This is a genomic window from Zhongshania aquatica, assembly GCF_027257955.1.
Classification (GTDB): domain Bacteria; phylum Pseudomonadota; class Gammaproteobacteria; order Pseudomonadales; family Spongiibacteraceae; genus Spongiibacter; species Spongiibacter aquatica.
Genome location: NZ_JANZNQ010000040.1, coordinates 1 through 16,700 on the forward strand (window position 1 = coordinate 1; position 16,700 = coordinate 16,700).

Below are 16,700 nucleotides of genomic sequence, written 5' to 3' on the forward strand. Positions count from 1 at the left end.
GGTTTGGAGCCCGCTTCCGACAGCCGACTCCGGTGGACCTACCACCATCTCCTGCTGAGCTTATGGCTCAGTGTTTGCCTGCATCCATGCTGGCGTTTACTGGCGCCTCTACGGCACACTGTCCCAAGACCACAGCTGGTTCGGCGCCGTCGCCGTATGGCTGGTCGGCAGCGGTACCGTTCGGGGCGCGTGTGCCCGACCGCGATGATGCCCCTGGTCCCGCGCTTTCAGAATACGGTAAAGCGTCGACTCCGAAGCCAGGTACGTCCCCTGATCCGCCAGTCGCGGTACGATCTGGCTCGGGGGTAGATGGGCATACTCCGGGGCATTGCAGACCGCCAGCACCTGTTCACACTCCACCTGACTGAGCTTGTTCAACGGCGCAGGCCTTACCGCCGTCGGACGCGCGTCGGCCTTCACCGTGTCACCGTCCACCCAACGCTGTAGCGTGCGCAGTGACAATCCCGCTTCCTCACAAGCCCGCCAACGGCGCGAACCCGCCTCAACAGCCTCACCAATCCACTCAACCAGTTGCTTGCGCTCTGGGGCCGACGTCAGCTGTCCTCGTCGCCTTCCTCCTCCCAGAACGCATCCAGCTTTTTTCTCAGCACCAATAGCGCTGCGGCTTCCGCCAACGCCTTCTCCTTGCGCTGTAATTCCTTCTCCAGCGTTCGGATCTGCTTCCGATCCCGCCGGCCTTGATCCTTCACAGACTGCCGACGCTCGGCGTCTAACTGCTAACCGTCGAGACAGGCCTGCCGCCAAGCTTTTACCTGCTCCGGGTACAGACCTTTCTCCCGACAGTAGGCACTCAATTCCACTTCCGACAACACCAGGGTTTCCGCGACCACGGCGACCTTGGCTTGTGCTGACCATTGCTCTGGCGACTTCCCACTGCCCGGCACGGCTTGACCCCTTTCTCTGGCTTGATTGCGCTAATTGTACAGGGGCACTTCCGAAATACCTTCCTGGCGGGACACCTCGGCCACCGACAGATTCAATGGCGGCAGTAACTTCCTCAGCACCGAGGCCTTGCGCTCTGCAGAATAACGTTTCACTGTGCAACTCTTACCACCCCCGGTCTATCGCTTCTTGAATCAGAAGGCACGACAACTATCCTGACACCGGGGGCATTGGAAGTGTGTAAAATGAGTCGATCTAATCGCAGTAAAATTTGCCAAGAATTTGAATCTAGCTCGCAGATTTTGATTTTTGTGCGGCACAAAATATGCGCTACTTTGGCTATAAATTACACGCGGTTTGCTCACCGAGTGGTGTGTTAAAAGTGTACGATATATCAAAGGCTTCGGTTCATGACATCCATTACCTAAACGATGTTGAAGGCCAGTTAAGCAATTGTATTTTGATTGGCGATAAAGGTTATTTGAGTAGCGTTTGGCAAGCAGATTTATTTTCATCATGTTGTATCGATTTGCAAACACCGATGCGAAAGAACCAGAAAGAGTTTAGAGACTTTCCGCCTAAATATCGTAAAGCCAGAAAGCGAATCGAAACCTTGTTTTCACAACTTTGTGACCAGTTCATGATACGGCGGAATTATGCGAAATCGTTCAAGGGTATTTCGCGCAGAATTGTGACAAAGATAGCGTCCCTCACATTAATTCAATGGTTCAACCAGCGTGAAGGGAATAAATTAAACAACCTGAAAGTGGTCATTTCCTAAATGCACCACGGGTTCATTCAATTTCAGTTTACAAGCTCAACTACAGCAAAACATGACTGAACTTATCTTAACCGTCGAAAATTTTAGGCTGCCGAACGGATTTAAATTTTTGCATGCTTCGCTGCTCCCTCATCCTAGTCGACCCATACAATTACTCGGCGCGGCTATTGTCATATACTTTCGTGCTGTGCACGGTGTTCGGTATCAATTCCCGATGAGCAACACCGCAGCTCTGCAATTTATATATGTATCAATCTTCCTCGACTCCTCACCATGGCACGTTAATAATCGGCGGAAAAATCGTTTAGCTATCATCCCCTTTTTACCGGAAGGTAAACATCGATAACTTCGCCGTCGTGACCCACAGCTACCCGAAGGTAATGCCACCTCCCATTGATCGAAAAAAATTCGTCAACGTAAAACGTATCGCCAACGCGCCTGCGATTCCGTCGCAAACGACGTGTGAAAATGGCGCCGAATTTTACGCACCCGAGCCGAATAGCCTCACGACTGACATGGATCCCTCGCTACGCCAATAATTCTTCTATATTCCGGTGACTCAAATTGAAGAATAATATTGCGGGGAATGGGTAGCGCTTGCATATAGCCGTCCCTGCATTAGCAGAAGCCGTAAGTTAACTTGGCAACACCTTGCGAAGAGCTTACGAGTGGCAATTCGTAATCCGCCTCCCTGAACAGAAACATTCTTCAGGTAGAGATCAGAAAAAAATTAGCCAAATGTACTGCATATCCCAAGAGCGAGCAAATTGATGTATTCCAGTGAAATCAATTAAATTCAATACCGAAAGATTGTAACGAACTATATGTACATTAGACTCTACACTAACGTTTGCAGATTTAATTTCTCACCATAATTTACGATCCCTCTACCTCTAATTGGGAACCATTCAATGCCTTAGCATAAATTCAATTTCACACTACGGCTCCTAGATAGCTTGGCAATAATGTCCTAAGTATTCAGTTTGTGACTTATTTATCACTTCAATAATTATTACACAGAAAATGATGACGACTCGTAAAAAGTGTGTCATGATCGACTAAAATGAAAATAAGACACCACTTTCGATAGTAGACCACTCAAAGTTCACTTCGATAACAGACGGTATATGCACGCAGAATAGAACCACACTTCAGAATTCTCGCCGAGATCCTCGGTAGAATATTCCACCAATTAAAGGAGTCATACAATAATGAAACAAGTCAAAAATGCCTTAATAGGCGCATTTTTTGTTGGCTTGGCAACTACTGCTAACGCCCAAGTCTCACTAATTGCCAACTTAACAGGAACATTGAGCTCAACGCTTAATAGCTCCCCAATAGGCCAACTTCCGCTTCTAAACGATACAATAAATAACACAGGTTCGGTAGCAGTGAGCCAGCTAACGACTACACTATTACCTGTACTAGTCGACCTGCCAGGAGCCAATTTGCTTGTAGGCCCTGTAATACCTATGGGAACTCAGTTCATAGGCGTGATATCACCCTATTTCGATATACTACCTATTGCTGAGCTACCTGGTTTAAGTGCACTTCCAGGGGGACTATAAGTTAGCCTTTTATTGATACTACCTTTAGGGAAGCCTAGCTCTCTCGAAGGTAGTATCAGCAATAAAGAACTTAATTAACTAAAACGAAGATATTTTATATTCCATCTAAAGCATATAAATAATCTTCAAGAGGAATTATTTATGGGTATCGGCGGCATTAGCATCTGGCAGTTACTTATCATTCTGGCAATTATCGTTCTACTATTTGGAACAAAAAAACTAGGTAGTCTAGGTAGTGATCTCGGCAGCGCATTGCGTGGATTTAAAAATGGCATGAAAGATCTAGATCTAGAGAAATCAGAATGCGATGAACTAGCCTCTACTTCGACGTTAAAAAGCGATGAAATCCCATCTGAGCAAACACTGACCAACTCAGTTGAGAATCGAGTTTAGCCATGTTCGACATGAGCTTTCTCGAATTAGTCGTCATAGGGGTCGTCGGTTTGCTTGTCCTAGGCCCTGAGCGCCTACCCGGTGCAATTCGAACCGTTTCACTATACGTCGGGCGAATGAAACGAGGATTCAACAAACTACGTTTCGAGATTGAAGATGAAATTAACGCTTCAGAAGAAAAAATAAAGCTGAAAAGTGATGCTATTTCCAGAATAGACGAAGACCTTGCAGCACTAAAGAAAAACATTACATCAACTATAAATGACGCAAATACTAGCGAAGAGCAGAGAAATACACCCATTGAAACAAATGATGGCGGGGAAGATACCTTAAGTACTCACAGTCATGACAAACAATCACTTGCAATCGATGCGCACAACTCATGATTTCTGAGGCGGAAGATAATAACGTGGCGGCATTAAGTTCGAATCTCACCGAACTTCGCGATCGACTTCTACGCGTTCTCGGCGCCATGCTAATAGCCACCCTATGCATGATTCCTTTTTCACAGGACATATACAGCCTTGTAGCCGGGCCACTGTTAAAGTACTTACCAGAAGGCGGTCACATGATTGCCACCGAAGTGACCTCTACGTTTATGGCACCTTTAAAGCTTGCGCTTTACGCAGCATTCGCTCTTTCTATGCCCGTTTTATTATTTCAGTTATGGGCATTTATCTCGCCCAGCCTATATCAGAGTAAAAAAAATATAGGTATACCGCTGCTATTTTTAAGCGTAGTCCTTTTTTACTTAGGTATAGCATTTTCTTTTTACGTGGTATTCCCATTGGTATTCAGTTTTTTCAGCGGCGCAACACCTGCAGGCGTTACCTATACTCCAGATATTTCACTATATCTGAGTACAATACTTAAATTATTTTTGGCTTTTGGCCTTACTTTTGAAATTCCTATCGCAACTGTGCTAATCATAATGAGCGGCATGGCAACTAGGAAATCATTAAGCCAAAAGAGGCCATACATTATCGTTGGCTGCTTTGCTATAGGCATGCTGTTAACGCCCCCTGATATAATGTCTCAGGCATTACTTGCCATCCCGATGATCATGCTTTTTGAGCTAGGCCTACTTCTTAGCCTCTTTATTAAAACGAAGCACTTCGATTAAATTAAGCAAGCAGTTACTCGATAAAATGATTACTTTATTGTCACGCCCAACAAGCATGCATGCTTGCAACGATGCTCTACCTTATCTTCTGGCGCCAAATACCTAGCCTATAACGTAAAGAACAGACTGCAGAATCTTCCGACTATTGCGGAATACAAATCTCAAGCCAATTAAGTGGCAAGGCATAACATCCCGCATTTCTTTGAGGCTGTAAACCGCAGTTTCATTGCTTCGTCCACAACAACATTTATTCGTTATATGGATAGGAAATTCGCAAACGCGATATATATGCATTTCCCATTCATACTACGATACGCCTACTAAAATAAATTAGTTAGTAGGCGGAATTTGTAATGGCTCAATATAATACTTATAACCACGTTGAAAAAATAAAGACTAAGGACACTAAGCGATACCTATGGTGGCTTCCACTGTTGGTAGCAGTATCACCGATCATCGGTATAAAAATATACGAAGCTACGGGTAACCCATTATTCCCATGGCTTACCCCCATTCTTTGGTACATCTTTATCCCACTAGGGGATTTCGTGTTTGGTAGAGATGATGCAAATTATCGAGACAGCCGATCAGAAGAGATTGAGAACGATGTTTTTTATAAATGGCTTGTATTTCTTTCAGTACCACTTTTTTATGTAACCTGGATATATTCTGCTTGGTGGATAGCTACTGTTGCTAACAGCACTACAGCCTACTTAGGTGTCACTATTGGCGTGGCTTTGACAAATGGACTTGCATTGGTAGTTGGACATGAGCTAGGTCACAAGAATAATCAACAAGAAAAGAATTTGGCCAAATTGGTATTAGCTGTTCCAGCATACGGCCATTTTTCTGCAGAGCATAATAGAGGTCACCACAAAGATGTCGCCACTCCTGACGATCCGGCTTCAGCTAGGCTGGGTGAGTCATTATATAAATTCATTCTTAGAGAGATTCCCGGTGCATTTGTACGAGCATTTCATGATGAGAATGTAAGACTAAAAAGAAAAGGTAAGTCAGTATTTAGTATTGAAAATCAAATTCTTCAATCGTTTTTCATTACATTTCTTCTGTATGGCGGCGCACTTTATACATGGGGACCGGTAATACTTCCATTCATCCTAATATCAACATTGTGGGGATGGCAGTTCCTTTCTACCTCAAACTATATTGAGCATTACGGCTTACTGCGACAAAAACAGGAAGACGGAAGATTTGAGCGTACTCGCCCAGAGCACTCGTGGAATGCAGATCATATTGTATCTAATATTATGACATTTCATCTACAGCGACACTCAGATCACCACTCACGTCCTACTCGTCGATATCAAGTCCTTCGAAGTGATGATGCCCCACAGCTACCAACCGGGTATGCGGGCTGTTTCACAATGGCCTACCTACCATTCTTATGGCGCAAAGTGATGGATCATCGAGTTTTAGAACAATACAACGGCGATATATTGAAAGCAAATCTAGACCCAAAGAAGCGCGATGCCTTAATAAGAAAATATACTAAGGGAGATAGTAATGAATAAATATGTTTGCCCAGGCTGCGGTTACATTTACAGCGAAGAATCTGGAGATGAATTTGAAGGGTTTCCCGCAGGCACTAAGTGGATCGACATTCCCGCTGACTGGGCTTGCCCGTCGTGCGCAGTGCGTGACAAACAAGATTTCCAGAAATTTGAAGATTAGGAATTATTTTGATGTTTGAAAAATACGAATGCATTGTATGCGGCTTTATATATGACGAAGAGATCGGTATTCCCGACGACGGAATAATAGCAGGCACAAAGTGGAAAGATATCCCCGAATCGTGGACTTGTTTTGAGTGTAGCGCCCCGAAGTCCGATTTTGAAAAAATGGAGTGAAAAATAATTCACAATGAATATTAATAATAAATTAAATCATGCAATTGTGGCTATAGGAATTACATTGGTTTGTGGCTGCACTAGCGCAGGCAGAGATGATCTCACTGGCGGGAAACCTGCTGGCACAAGCACAGAGATCGAATCTGTAGATTGGCCAATGCACGGAAACGACGTTTACGAACAGCGCTATTCGGTACTCTCCGATATTAATACCGATAATGTTTCTAAGCTTGGGCTCGCATGGTTCCACGATTTACCGGAAAATCGAGGGCAAGAAGCCACACCAATTGTGATCGATGGAGTTATTTATACTACGTCTGCGTGGAATCATGTTCATGCATTCCTAGCTGAAACAGGCGAAGTACTTTGGGAATATGATCCCAAAGTTCCTAAGTCCACAGGCGTCAAAGGATGTTGCGACGCGGTAACAAGAGGCTTGGCATACCACGATGGAGGAGTTTATTTAGCGACATTAGATGGCAGACTTATAGCGCTTGATGCGAAAACCGGTGGCATGCGCTGGATTGTGAATACTGTAGATAGCTCATTGAACTACACTATCACTGGAGCTCCAAGGGTTGCAAAAGGCAAAGTATTCATAGGCAATGGGGGCGCAGAGTATGGGGTGCGAGGATACATCACAGCCTACGACATAAACTCAGGGGATTTGGTGTGGCGGTTTTACACTGTCCCTGGCACAAATAATCATGAAACTGGCACAGAACCACAATCTTTAATGGATGAAACCTGGTCAAAAGGTAATAGCTCATTAGAAAAAGGGGGGACTGTTTGGGATACAATTGTCTATGACCCCGATACAAATAGTCTACTTTTTGGCGTTGGCAATGGCTCACCGTGGAACCCGAATATCCGGTCGCCCGGCGGAGGTGACAATTTATTTCTATCCTCTATAGTTTCTGTCGATGCTGATACCGGAAAATATAAATGGCACTATCAAACCACTCCGGGAGAAGCGTGGGACTTTACAGCGACCCAGCCTATTGTACTCGCTAATATTAATATTGACGGTTTAGATCGAAAAGTCGCAATTCAAGCGCCTAAAAACGGATTCCTATATGTCTTAGATCGAACCAATGGTAAATTAATTTCAGCAGAGAAATTTGTTGACGTTAATTGGGCGTCACATATTGATAAATCCACGGGGCGCCCAGTTATAAACCCAGACGCTCAATATTGGAAAACGGGGAAGCCCGCTCTGGTTAAACCGTCCTGGATGGGAGGTCATAATTGGCACCCAATGGCTTTCGACCCCAATTCAAATACACTTTATATCCCAGCCCAAAATACTTCTTTCCCTTACTTGGCGGAAGACGAGCAAACTCCTTCTAAACTGGCGGTAAATCTCGGTGTAGATACGAAAGCGGCTAATTTACCAGACAACCCAAAGGTTATAGCTGCTGTAAAAGACGCTACATCTGGCTCGCTACTTGCCCGTAACGTACTTACCGGCGAAGACCTTTGGCAAATAGAGTATCCTGGTGTTTGGAATGGTGGCGTTTTAGCTACGAAAGGAGGTTTAGTATTTCAAGGATCTGCTACGGGTTATGTAAACGCTTACAACTCAAAAAATGGTCATCTATTATGGCGCTTTAATGCCCAGACCGGTGTTGTCGCGCCTCCGGTGACGTTCAAAGTAAATGGCCAACAATATATCGCAGTGAATGCCGGATGGGGGGGTATTATGCCACTTATGACCGGTGTTTTAACTCAGGATGCCGCGCAAGGCTACCCAGTTAATAAAAGCCGTCTATTGGTTTTCAAAATCGGAGGCCACACCAATTTACCCGACGACAAACGAGCCACCCTAGAAATACAAGCCTCTACACTGCTAGGTGACCCAGCCGCGATTACGAAGGGGTTTGAGATTTATGACCGGTACTGTATTAATTGCCATGGCGCCGGAGCTGTTGGTGGCGGTGTAATTCCGGACCTCAGATTTTCTGGATTTAACAGAGCACCAAACGCATGGCTTTCCGTTGTTAGAGATGGAATCTTAGAATCAAGAGGCATGGTGTCTTACAAGGATGAGCTAAGTGACGAAGACATAGAAAGCGTCCGGCAGTATATCCTAGAGCGAGCTAAGTACGCCAAAGATAGCGGCGATAATGAGCGCCCAGCCCGATGAAAGTTTTGGTTAAGCCATATATTTATTGGGTACTACAATTTATATCGGGCCTCTAGTTAATAAAAAAGTACATAATAGGATTAACCATGAGCTTTTATGACGACAAAGTTTTACCACACATTTTAGACAAACTCTGTAGTCAAAATTCAGTAATGAGTTTGCGAGAGCGAGTGGTTCCATTAGCTCGAGGGGTAGTACTCGAAGTTGGAATCGGCAGCGGTATTAATTTACAGCTATACAACGCTACTAATGTCGATTTTGTCTGGGGACTCGAGCCCTCAAATGGAATGCGACGTAAAGCACAACATAATATTAACAAGTCCCCAGTCAACGTAAAGTGGTTAGACCTTCCTGGGGAAGAAATCCCCTTAGAAAACAATAGTGTTGACACTATTCTGCTTTGCTTTACTCTCTGCAGTATCTCTAATAGCACTAAAGCTCTACGGCAAATGCATAGAGTTCTAAAAGAAGATGGAATATTATTATTTTGCGAGCACGGCAGATCTCCGGAACCTGATATTGCAAAATGGCAGCAGCGGGTAACACCTACATGGCAAAAGATTGCTGGTGGCTGCCATCTTAACCGGCCCATTCAAGAATTGATATCTTCATCCGGCTTTGACGTAATTGAATTAGAAACATGCTACATGAATGGATTCCCAAAGATAATGGGCTACATGTATATCGGACAGGCAAAAAAAATGCACAAATGAATTTAATAACCTTCGGCTCAATGAACGACGATCTTTATAGCAATTTATTAACCTCGCTGCTTATTGACCACAATGACTACTTATTTTTATGAATAGAAACTTTAATCTAATAATGAATACTGTTTTTAAAAACAGCATCGACCCTGATGAAGCTTGCTCATTGGTAGGGTCAGTATATCAGCCACACAAACTTAACTTGTGCCGCGCGTCCGACCAGCTTTCCGCAAGCATGGAACACTACCCAGTTTCTGAAACATCCATAAGCCGACTCACCTACAACGCAAACATTCACATACAATCTGAACCGTTCCGAAATTTCTATTTGATAATGCTACCAGTTAGCGGTCATTTTAACATCCGCCAAAATAACATAGAAAAAACCGCGACGGTCGGAAGCCCCGTAATATTAGACACAGATAAAAATATTGACATGCAATGGTCAAATAATTGTGAAAACATAATATTTAAATTAGACAAAAGCCTAATCGATCGCACTCTTTTGGAATCTTATGGGGTAGAATCGAAGCTTGCCGTCGCATTCAACTGCCCCAACAGAGAACAAGGTAATTTTGATAAATTTTCTATTATGTTAAATAATTTTATTATAAATAACCCATATTTAAGCGACCTACCGAACAACTCCGAAATGTTTAAAAATATCGAAAGAGTTCTAGCGCTATCCTTGCTATCTGGAAACCATAGCCATGCTGAGGATATTGAAAAAATAAGGTACAGAGTCCTTCCAAAGGTAATCGTTAAAGCCAAAGAATTTATGGAAGAAAACTACTCAAAAAAAATTACCGTTCAAGATATTGCTAACCACGTTTGTATCAGCGCTCGCTCACTTCAAAAAGGGTTTGAGCAGTATGAGTGCACAACCCCAACACTCTACTTAAGAAGACTTCGCTTGAGAAGAGCGCGAGAATTTCTTGTTTTTTCCCGACGTGAAAATATTGGAATTAAAATTTCCGAAATAGCAATGCGTTGCGGATTCTACCACTTCGGAAATTTTAGCAAATGCTACTTAGAAGAATTTGGTGAAACCCCCTCTGCAACACGCTCTGGACGAAAGTCCGCCTTATAGCGCCTGCAAGCAGAGAGCTTGAACATTTACAAACTCTTCTGATTGAGGGAAATCGCACGCATTCAGAATGCTTGTCACGAAGGCACAATTTACAAACTTATTGACGATATATAGACAATCAGGACGGATTTAAAAATCGGGGACTGTAGATAAAACTGTGTAACTGCCTATCATTGAAAGCCAGTAATGTAAGCGCCAATCCAACTACATTCTTAAACTTCACTTCGCTTCCCGCTAATGTGTAGCCTCAACTCTAGGAGGCTATTATGGCTAAATACCGCAAACACCCTTGGCAAGAATATTTCAACGCGCTCGAGCAAGCCAATCTGACACAAGTAAGCGTCCGGCAAACCCACATTGCCTACGGCCGCCAATTATGCGGCAGTAATTCGCTGATCTTTGACGCCCGCTGCGTCGGCAATCTTTCCATTACATCCTTCAAGTAGGCCTGCGGGTTGAGGCCATTAATCTTCGCGGACTGGATTAAGGTCATTACGTTAGCCGCGCGCTGGCCGCTGCGCAGTGAACCCGCAAACAGCCAATTCGAGCGGCCAAGCACCCAGGGCCTAATTTGATTCTCAACCCAGTTATTGTCGATGGGCACGGCGCCATCATCAAGGTAGCGCGTGAGCGCATCCCAGCGTTTCAAACTGTATTGAATCGCTTTGGCCGTGGCGCTGCCGTCGGGTACTTGCTGCCGCTTTCCGATCAGCCAATGGTGTAACTGATCGAGAATCGGTTTGGCTTGTTCGTGTCGCCGCTGCCTTCGCTGTTCAGGGCTGTGCTCGACGAGCTCCCGCTCAATGAGGTAGAGCTCCTTAATATAGTCCAGCGCCTGCTCAGCAATCTGGCTTTTGTTGGCCACGTGCAGGTCGTGGAATTTACGACGAGCGTGGGCCCAGCAACCAATTTCGATAATCCCATTGGTGAAGCCCGCTTTGTAGCCGCTGTAATCATCGCAAACTAATTTCCCCCGCCAATCTGCGAGGAAGTCTCTCGATTCTTTGCCTGAGCGGCTGGGTCTGAAGTCGTAGACCACGCCTTGTATCGGGGAGTAGCGCGTTGCCGCATAGGCCCAGACATAGGCTTTATGAGTACGCTGCTTACCCGGCGCCAACATCGCAACCGGTGTTTCATCAGCATGTAATACCGATTGCTCCAGTAGCTGTTCCCGCAAAGCATCCACTAAAGGCTGTAGCTCTACGCCACAACGACCCACCCAATCTGCAAGTGTTGAGCGTGGGATTGCAACGCCACTGCGGGCAAACTGTTGTTCTTGGCGGTAGAGCGGCAGATGATCAGCATATTTGCTAATCAGCACTTGCGCTAATAAGCCGGTGGTGGGAATGCCTTTATCAATGATATGCGCGGCGACAGGAGCTTGTACCAAACTGTCGCAGTCGCGGCAGCACCATTTGCCTCTGATATGACGTTCAACACTAAAGGTACCGGGCTGATAGTCGAGTTTCTCGCTGACGTCTTCACCAATCCGAGTGAGTGCACAGCCGCAAGCGCAGTTTGTGTTCTCGGGCTCATGGTGAATCTCGGTGCGGGGCAAGTCTTGGGGGAGTGCCTGGCGTTTGGGCTTTTTGCGTTCGCGCTGCGGTGACGCAACCGAGGCTTTTTCCAGTTCAGCCTCAATCGCGGCGATGTCTTCATCGACCAGCGCGTCTAATAAAGCGAGCTGCTGTTTATCCAAGCCCTCGCTGCGTTTACCAAAGCGGTGGCGGCGCAATAGCGCCAACTCGTGGGTCAGTTTGTCTTTATTGGTTTGTAATTGGTGGATGGACGCATCGCGCTCAGCCAACCCCTGGGCTTGTGTGGTCACCGTCTCCTGCAGCTGTATGACTAGCGTGCGAAGCTGATCGGGAGATAAGTTTTGAAGGTCGGCTGGCTGATTCATCACGTTACTTTGCCAGAACTTGGCGCCGCGTTCGATGACGATTTTGTAAATGGACGAGGCGCGGCAACTGTGCTCGCCACCGCGCAATTAAGGCGCAGATTTAGCCGTGATTACAGCACCGAGATGGTGGCTGCGCCACCCGCTTGCCGCCACGGCAAACCAACGATCAACGCCTGCAACTGCTCTTCATCCAACACAATGGCTTGTCCTTCACGCAGCGCGCACCAACTGAATTTACCCTTATGTAAGCGGCGGGCCGCGAGCCACAAACCAAAGCCATCGTGCACCAATACCTTCATCCGATTGGCGCGCTTGTTGGCAAAAAGGTAGGCGCAATGGGGGCGTGCTTCGCCGAAGCTTTGCACCACGCGCGCCAAGGTAGTATCTGGGCCAGCGCGCATATCCAGCGGTTCACGCGCCAACCAAATCTCGTCGATACGAATCATGATTGGGACTTCAGCCATGAAGCTAAATCGGCAAGACCGGACATTGGCCAGTGGATCGTGACAGGCCCAAGGGGGCTGCTTAGTTCGATTTTTAGCGTGGCATCAGGACTTGAGGTGCTCAATGTCCTAGTGGGAATCCGCGGCGCAACTTTAATAAAGTCATCACGGCCAGCCGCCTTCGCTTCAAACTGGCGCCGCCATTTATGCACAAGATTGGCATTAATTTTAAATTGCTGGGCCACGCGTGCCACAGAAGTATCTGACGCATAACTCGCCGCCACAACTTGCTCCTTAAACTGGAGTGAATGTTGGCGGCGCGGTGGTTTGGCTGGCGCGGGAAGTAATCCTTGAGTATCCATAACTGGTGTCCACTTAGTATTAGGTGGACACCAAGACTACTATCCTAAAATTGGATAGGAAGGTGAGTTGCCCGGACGCTTACTGACACAAACAGAATTTTGCAAACAACACGACCTCAACCCCAAATACTTGTAAGCGGTCAATAAACCCCATCTAATATCGTTGCCGCCTAGAAGCTACTCTGCCGTTTTTAACTGCGGAGATTCCCATGAGCCCAATCGATAAAACTCAATACTGGCTAGCCCACATAGATGCATGGAGGGGCAGCGGCCTTTCCCAAACACAATATTGTAAACAGCAAGACATCAAACTCCACAACTTTGTGTATTGGCGCAAGCGCTTGCATCCGTCTGCCGAGCCGTCGACCAAATTACTGAAGATTGGTGGTGTATCAACCTCCTCTCGCGTGGTATTGAGTTTACCTCTGGGCATTCGTATGGACGTGTCGGCTAGTGATTTATCCTCAGTGTTGCCGGCGGTGTTGCGCTCGTTGCGAGAGTCATTGTAATGCTACGTCCAAGTGAGTCTGTTGAGGTCTATTTGTACATGGCGCCCGTGGATATGCGCAAATCCATTAATGGCCTAGCCGCACTGGTGGAAAACGAGCTGGCCTTGTCACCCATGACCGAGGTGCTGTTTGTTTTTTGCAATCGCGGCCGAGATAAAATCAAGCTGTTGTATTGGGAACGCAACGGTTTTGTGGTGTGGTATAAGCGCCTGGAAAAGCAGCGCTTCAAATGGCCACGGCAGTCTGACTTTGATTACGAGCAGCGCGATGGCCGCGAACTAAATTGCTTGCTTGACGGTTTGGATATTTGGCGAAATAAACCGCATGAAACGCTGTATTTTGATTCGGTCAGCTGAGGTGTTTTGGTATAATACGCAGCATGACGATCCACCCTCAAATCCCTTCTTCTGATGACGTTCCTAGCCTTAAAGCCTTGCTGCTTGAGAAGGATCGCAGCCTCAATGAAAAAGATAAACGCATCTCCTTATTGGAAGAACAGGTGCGTTTACTTAAGCACAAACGCTTTGGTGCCAGCAGTGAGAAATCGGATGATCAGGCAGAGCTGTTCAACGAGGTCGAAGCGACTGACACCACTGATGCAGATGACATCTCTGTCGAAGAAACCGACACCATCCAACACGAACGCCGCAAGTCCCGTGGTCGCAAACCGTTGCCTGAGGATTTGCCGCGCGTTCGCATTGAGCACGACCTAGCTGATAGCGACAAAATCTGCGACTGCGGTTGTGCGTTAACCCGCATCGGTGAAGATATTAGCGAGCAGCTCGACATCATTCCCGCGACCGTTCAAGTCTTACAGCACGCCCGTCAAAAGTACGCCTGTAAAGCGTGTGAGTCGACCGTACGGATAGCACCGCTCCCGAGCCAGCCGATTCCCAAGAGCAATGCCAGTGCGGGTTTACTTGCCTACATTGCTACCGCCAAATACCAAGATGCACTACCGCTGCATCGCCAAGAAAGCATCTTTAGGCGCATGGACGTTGATATCCCGCGTAACACACTGGCAAATTGGATGATGCGTTGTGGCGACCTGATCTCACCGCTTATTGCCGAGCTGGATAGAGAAATACGGCGAGGCAAGATCATCCAGTGTGATGAAACCCCGCTCCAGGTACTAAAAGAACCGGATAAGCCGCCCAGTAGCCAATCGTATATGTGGATCAGGCGCAGTGGCGGGCCTGACCGTTCCATTGTGTTGTTTGACTATGCGGATAGCCGAGCCGGTAGTATTGCCGCAGGCCTACTGGACGGCTTTAGCGGGTATCTGCAAACCGATGACTATGCGGGCTATCACGCGACCGGTCGCCAAGAAGTGATCACCCACCTTGGCTGCTGGGCTCATGCCCGCCGCAAATTTGTGGAGGCGCAAAAAGCCGCCACATCCAAGGATAAAAAAGCAAAGCGCATCAGCAAAGCCGATGTCGCCATTAACTTCATTGCGAGGCTTTATGCTGTGGAAAAGCAGGCAAAGCACATCAGCCGTGAAGATCGGTACACACTGAGACAAGAGCTCAGCGTGCCCCTGCTCAAAGCGCTGCGAGAATGGCTGGACAAGACCCTGCACAGCACGTTACCGAAAGGCGCGCTGGGAACCGCGCTAGGTTACCTAGATAAAAACTGGGAAAAGCTGATTCGCTATACCGACGACGGTGATGTGAACATCGACAACAACCTAGCGGAAAATGCGATAAGGCCGTTCGTCATTGGCCGAAAGAATCTGGTTATTTAGCGCCACGCCAAGAGGTGCCCACGCTAGTGCATCACTGTACAGTCTGATTGAAACGGCAAAGGCCAATGGACTTGAGCCTTACCACTATTTGCGCAACGTGTTTGCAACCCTGCCGAGCGTCACGAACGATGAAGAATTGCAAGCGCTGCTGCCTTGGGCAAAAGACTGAAAAAAACAAATAAAGTAGCAGGAAGGCAGCCGCCTTCTTGGCAATGCCCCACCATCCCTTGCAAGTTCTCATCCTGAGAATGCCTTCCATGCCATGGGCTCGTCCTGAGCCTATGGAAACTATAGATGCCTTAGCCGAGATTGCAAAGGATAAATAGAGTGGGGTTTATTGAGCGTGTATGGACTCCTCCTCATTTGCAAGCATTGTGTTCGATTGCGTCAAGGTACGACTGCCTACGTGTATCCGGTCTCGTTAATGATGCCGCCACTTAGGCATCGGACCCTGATGGGCTATTCGCACGCCGGCTCCCAATCGCTTACACGAGCTGTCAGCTCTACGCTCAAACTTGGGTTTTTCCGACATCGGTTCAACCTGTTCGCCATCAAACATTATGCTTTGCAATCGTGGTGAATTATCCCTCTATTTAATCTTCTAATATTCAGATTATCTGGATGCCGCTAACATCGGTTCATAGCTCGCTTCGTCGTGAACAATTGCCCACGCGATTCGCGCCGTCTTGTTTGCCAGTGCGACGGTTACAACATTTACATGCTTACGCGCTTTTAACGCATTTAGCCATTGGCTCAGCCCGTCATCTCGATCCTTCGCATGCCGAATGACGGCCCTGGCGCCGTGAACCAACAGTTTCCTCAGGTAGCTGTCCCCTCGTTTACTGATACCCAGCAATCTCTCCTTGCCACCGGTACTATGTTGACGTGGAGTAAGGCCGAGCGAGGCCGCAAAGTCGCGGCCCTTCCTGAACGTCTGGCCGTCTCCGAGCGCACCGGCAAGAGCGCTAGCGGTAAGTGGGCCAACACCACGCACATCCAATAGGCGACGTGCCGCCGGATCGGTTTTAACTGACTGCTCAATCCGAGTATCAAGATCGGCTATGCGGTGATCAAGGTGCCTCAAATCGTTGGAGAGTTCGGCCAGTAAAACTCGAAACTCATCGGTCAAACCATTCTCCGCATCTTCAAGCCATTGG

The 16,700-nt window shown here is 47.0% G+C and carries 18 protein-coding genes and 3 pseudogenes; 15 read left to right on the forward strand and 6 right to left on the reverse strand.

Going from position 1 to position 16,700, the window contains the following annotated elements:
- Positions 1–120: 120 nt before the first annotated feature.
- Positions 121–1,058 (reverse strand): annotated as a pseudogene (locus O9X78_RS19255) (IS3 family transposase); the annotation flags it as partial.
- Positions 1,059–1,130: 72 nt separating this feature from the next.
- On the opposite strand from O9X78_RS19255, the pseudogene O9X78_RS19260 reads away from it, so the two are divergent.
- A pseudogene (locus O9X78_RS19260) lies at positions 1,131–1,684 on the forward strand (IS982 family transposase); the annotation flags it as partial.
- A 76-nt stretch (positions 1,685–1,760) separates the two neighbouring features.
- Here the strand turns inward: O9X78_RS19260 and O9X78_RS21050 are convergent.
- Positions 1,761–2,289 (reverse strand): annotated as a pseudogene (locus tag O9X78_RS21050) (IS6 family transposase); the annotation flags it as partial.
- A 606-nt stretch (positions 2,290–2,895) separates the two neighbouring features.
- Between O9X78_RS21050 and O9X78_RS19265 the strand changes: the two are divergent.
- From O9X78_RS19265 to O9X78_RS19310, 10 genes are all read left to right on the forward strand, one after another.
- On the forward strand, positions 2,896–3,252 hold the full coding sequence (locus O9X78_RS19265) for a hypothetical protein (protein WP_269621362.1): 357 nt from the start codon (positions 2,896–2,898) through the stop codon (positions 3,250–3,252).
- A 141-nt stretch (positions 3,253–3,393) separates the two neighbouring features.
- Entirely contained in the window at positions 3,394–3,645 is a 252-nt protein-coding gene (gene tatA / locus O9X78_RS19270) for a twin-arginine translocase TatA/TatE family subunit (RefSeq protein ID WP_350339247.1), read from the forward strand.
- A 2-nt stretch (positions 3,646–3,647) separates the two neighbouring features.
- Positions 3,648–4,031, forward strand: coding sequence for a Sec-independent protein translocase protein TatB (tatB, locus tag O9X78_RS19275; protein ID WP_269621363.1), 384 nt, complete (start codon positions 3,648–3,650; stop codon positions 4,029–4,031).
- Complete coding sequence (gene tatC / locus O9X78_RS19280) at positions 4,028–4,768, forward strand: twin-arginine translocase subunit TatC (protein WP_269621364.1); 741 nt, start codon at positions 4,028–4,030, stop codon at positions 4,766–4,768. Before tatB ends, tatC begins: the two co-directional genes overlap by 4 nt.
- A 353-nt stretch (positions 4,769–5,121) precedes the next feature.
- Positions 5,122–6,300: an alkane 1-monooxygenase gene (locus O9X78_RS19285; RefSeq protein WP_269621365.1), complete on the forward strand. Its 1,179-nt coding sequence runs from the start codon at positions 5,122–5,124 to the stop codon at positions 6,298–6,300.
- On the forward strand, positions 6,293–6,460 hold the full coding sequence (locus tag O9X78_RS19290) for a rubredoxin (RefSeq protein WP_159269726.1): 168 nt from the start codon (positions 6,293–6,295) through the stop codon (positions 6,458–6,460). The genes O9X78_RS19285 and O9X78_RS19290 overlap by 8 nt, the downstream gene beginning before the upstream one ends.
- A gap of 11 nt (positions 6,461–6,471) precedes the next feature.
- The gene (locus tag O9X78_RS19295) at positions 6,472–6,636 is read left to right on the forward strand and encodes a rubredoxin (protein ID WP_159269725.1); all 165 of its coding nucleotides are present in this window, start codon (positions 6,472–6,474) and stop codon (positions 6,634–6,636) included.
- Between the two features lie 13 nt (positions 6,637–6,649).
- On the forward strand, positions 6,650–8,782 hold the full coding sequence (locus O9X78_RS19300) for a PQQ-dependent dehydrogenase, methanol/ethanol family (protein ID WP_269621366.1): 2,133 nt from the start codon (positions 6,650–6,652) through the stop codon (positions 8,780–8,782).
- Positions 8,783–8,868: 86 nt separating this feature from the next.
- Positions 8,869–9,495 (forward strand): class I SAM-dependent methyltransferase, encoded by a 627-nt coding sequence (locus O9X78_RS19305; RefSeq protein WP_159269723.1) that lies wholly within the window; start codon positions 8,869–8,871, stop codon positions 9,493–9,495.
- 88 nt (positions 9,496–9,583) lie between these two features.
- Positions 9,584–10,579 (forward strand): AraC family transcriptional regulator, encoded by a 996-nt coding sequence (locus tag O9X78_RS19310; RefSeq protein ID WP_269621367.1) that lies wholly within the window; start codon positions 9,584–9,586, stop codon positions 10,577–10,579.
- 361 nt (positions 10,580–10,940) lie between these two features.
- On the opposite strand, the gene tnpC (O9X78_RS19315) is transcribed toward O9X78_RS19310, so the two are convergent.
- The 3 genes from tnpC (O9X78_RS19315) to O9X78_RS19325 form a co-directional block, all read right to left on the reverse strand.
- Entirely contained in the window at positions 10,941–12,482 is a 1,542-nt protein-coding gene (tnpC, locus tag O9X78_RS19315) for an IS66 family transposase (protein ID WP_269621376.1), read from the reverse strand.
- A gap of 110 nt (positions 12,483–12,592) precedes the next feature.
- Positions 12,593–12,946 carry an IS66 family insertion sequence element accessory protein TnpB gene (gene tnpB, locus O9X78_RS19320; protein WP_269621368.1) on the reverse strand — a complete coding sequence of 118 codons (354 nt, stop codon included), beginning with the start codon at positions 12,944–12,946 and terminating at the stop codon, positions 12,593–12,595.
- Positions 12,925–13,287 (reverse strand): transposase, encoded by a 363-nt coding sequence (locus tag O9X78_RS19325; protein ID WP_269621369.1) that lies wholly within the window; start codon positions 13,285–13,287, stop codon positions 12,925–12,927. The genes tnpB (O9X78_RS19320) and O9X78_RS19325 overlap by 22 nt, the downstream gene beginning before the upstream one ends.
- Positions 13,288–13,496: 209 nt before the next feature.
- Between O9X78_RS19325 and tnpA the strand changes: the two genes are divergently transcribed.
- Genes tnpA through O9X78_RS19345 form a run of 4 tightly spaced genes read left to right on the forward strand, consistent with a single transcriptional unit; the run spans position 13,497 to position 15,712 of the window.
- Positions 13,497–13,796, forward strand: coding sequence for an IS66 family insertion sequence element accessory protein TnpA (tnpA, locus tag O9X78_RS19330; RefSeq protein ID WP_269621370.1), 300 nt, complete (start codon positions 13,497–13,499; stop codon positions 13,794–13,796).
- Positions 13,796–14,152, forward strand: coding sequence for an IS66 family insertion sequence element accessory protein TnpB (gene tnpB / locus O9X78_RS19335; protein ID WP_269621371.1), 357 nt, complete (start codon positions 13,796–13,798; stop codon positions 14,150–14,152). The genes tnpA and tnpB (O9X78_RS19335) overlap by 1 nt, the downstream gene beginning before the upstream one ends.
- 23 nt (positions 14,153–14,175) lie before the next feature.
- The gene (gene tnpC, locus O9X78_RS19340) at positions 14,176–15,543 is read left to right on the forward strand and encodes an IS66 family transposase (RefSeq protein ID WP_269621372.1); all 1,368 of its coding nucleotides are present in this window, start codon (positions 14,176–14,178) and stop codon (positions 15,541–15,543) included.
- On the forward strand, positions 15,518–15,712 hold the full coding sequence (locus tag O9X78_RS19345) for a transposase domain-containing protein (RefSeq protein WP_269621373.1): 195 nt from the start codon (positions 15,518–15,520) through the stop codon (positions 15,710–15,712). Before tnpC (O9X78_RS19340) ends, O9X78_RS19345 begins: the two co-directional genes overlap by 26 nt.
- A gap of 444 nt (positions 15,713–16,156) precedes the next feature.
- Here the strand turns inward: O9X78_RS19345 and O9X78_RS19350 are convergent.
- A partial coding sequence (locus O9X78_RS19350; RefSeq protein WP_269621374.1) for an IS110 family RNA-guided transposase occupies positions 16,157–16,700 on the reverse strand: 544 nt, incomplete at its 5' end.

Bases quoted from the DNA above. Each gene is read 5' to 3' on its own strand.
- O9X78_RS19290 (WP_159269726.1), top strand. From the start codon at position 6,293: ATGAATAAATATGTTTGCCCAGGCTGCGGTTACATTTACAGCGAAGAA.
- tatA (WP_350339247.1), top strand. From the start codon at position 3,394: ATGGGTATCGGCGGCATTAGCATCTGGCAGTTACTTATCATTCTGGCA.
- O9X78_RS19310 (WP_269621367.1), top strand. From the start codon at position 9,584: ATGAATAGAAACTTTAATCTAATAATGAATACTGTTTTTAAAAACAGC.
- tnpC (WP_269621376.1), bottom strand. From the start codon at position 12,482: ATGAATCAGCCAGCCGACCTTCAAAACTTATCTCCCGATCAGCTTCGC.
- tatB (WP_269621363.1), top strand. From the start codon at position 3,648: ATGTTCGACATGAGCTTTCTCGAATTAGTCGTCATAGGGGTCGTCGGT.
- O9X78_RS19265 (WP_269621362.1), top strand. From the start codon at position 2,896: ATGAAACAAGTCAAAAATGCCTTAATAGGCGCATTTTTTGTTGGCTTG.
- O9X78_RS19305 (WP_159269723.1), top strand. From the start codon at position 8,869: ATGAGCTTTTATGACGACAAAGTTTTACCACACATTTTAGACAAACTC.
- tnpB (WP_269621368.1), bottom strand. From the start codon at position 12,946: ATGGCTGAAGTCCCAATCATGATTCGTATCGACGAGATTTGGTTGGCG.
- tnpB (WP_269621371.1), top strand. From the start codon at position 13,796: ATGCTACGTCCAAGTGAGTCTGTTGAGGTCTATTTGTACATGGCGCCC.
- O9X78_RS19285 (WP_269621365.1), top strand. From the start codon at position 5,122: ATGGCTCAATATAATACTTATAACCACGTTGAAAAAATAAAGACTAAG.
- tnpC (WP_269621372.1), top strand. From the start codon at position 14,176: ATGACGATCCACCCTCAAATCCCTTCTTCTGATGACGTTCCTAGCCTT.
- O9X78_RS19325 (WP_269621369.1), bottom strand. From the start codon at position 13,287: ATGGATACTCAAGGATTACTTCCCGCGCCAGCCAAACCACCGCGCCGC.
- O9X78_RS19295 (WP_159269725.1), top strand. From the start codon at position 6,472: ATGTTTGAAAAATACGAATGCATTGTATGCGGCTTTATATATGACGAA.
- tnpA (WP_269621370.1), top strand. From the start codon at position 13,497: ATGAGCCCAATCGATAAAACTCAATACTGGCTAGCCCACATAGATGCA.
- tatC (WP_269621364.1), top strand. From the start codon at position 4,028: ATGATTTCTGAGGCGGAAGATAATAACGTGGCGGCATTAAGTTCGAAT.
- O9X78_RS19300 (WP_269621366.1), top strand. From the start codon at position 6,650: ATGAATATTAATAATAAATTAAATCATGCAATTGTGGCTATAGGAATT.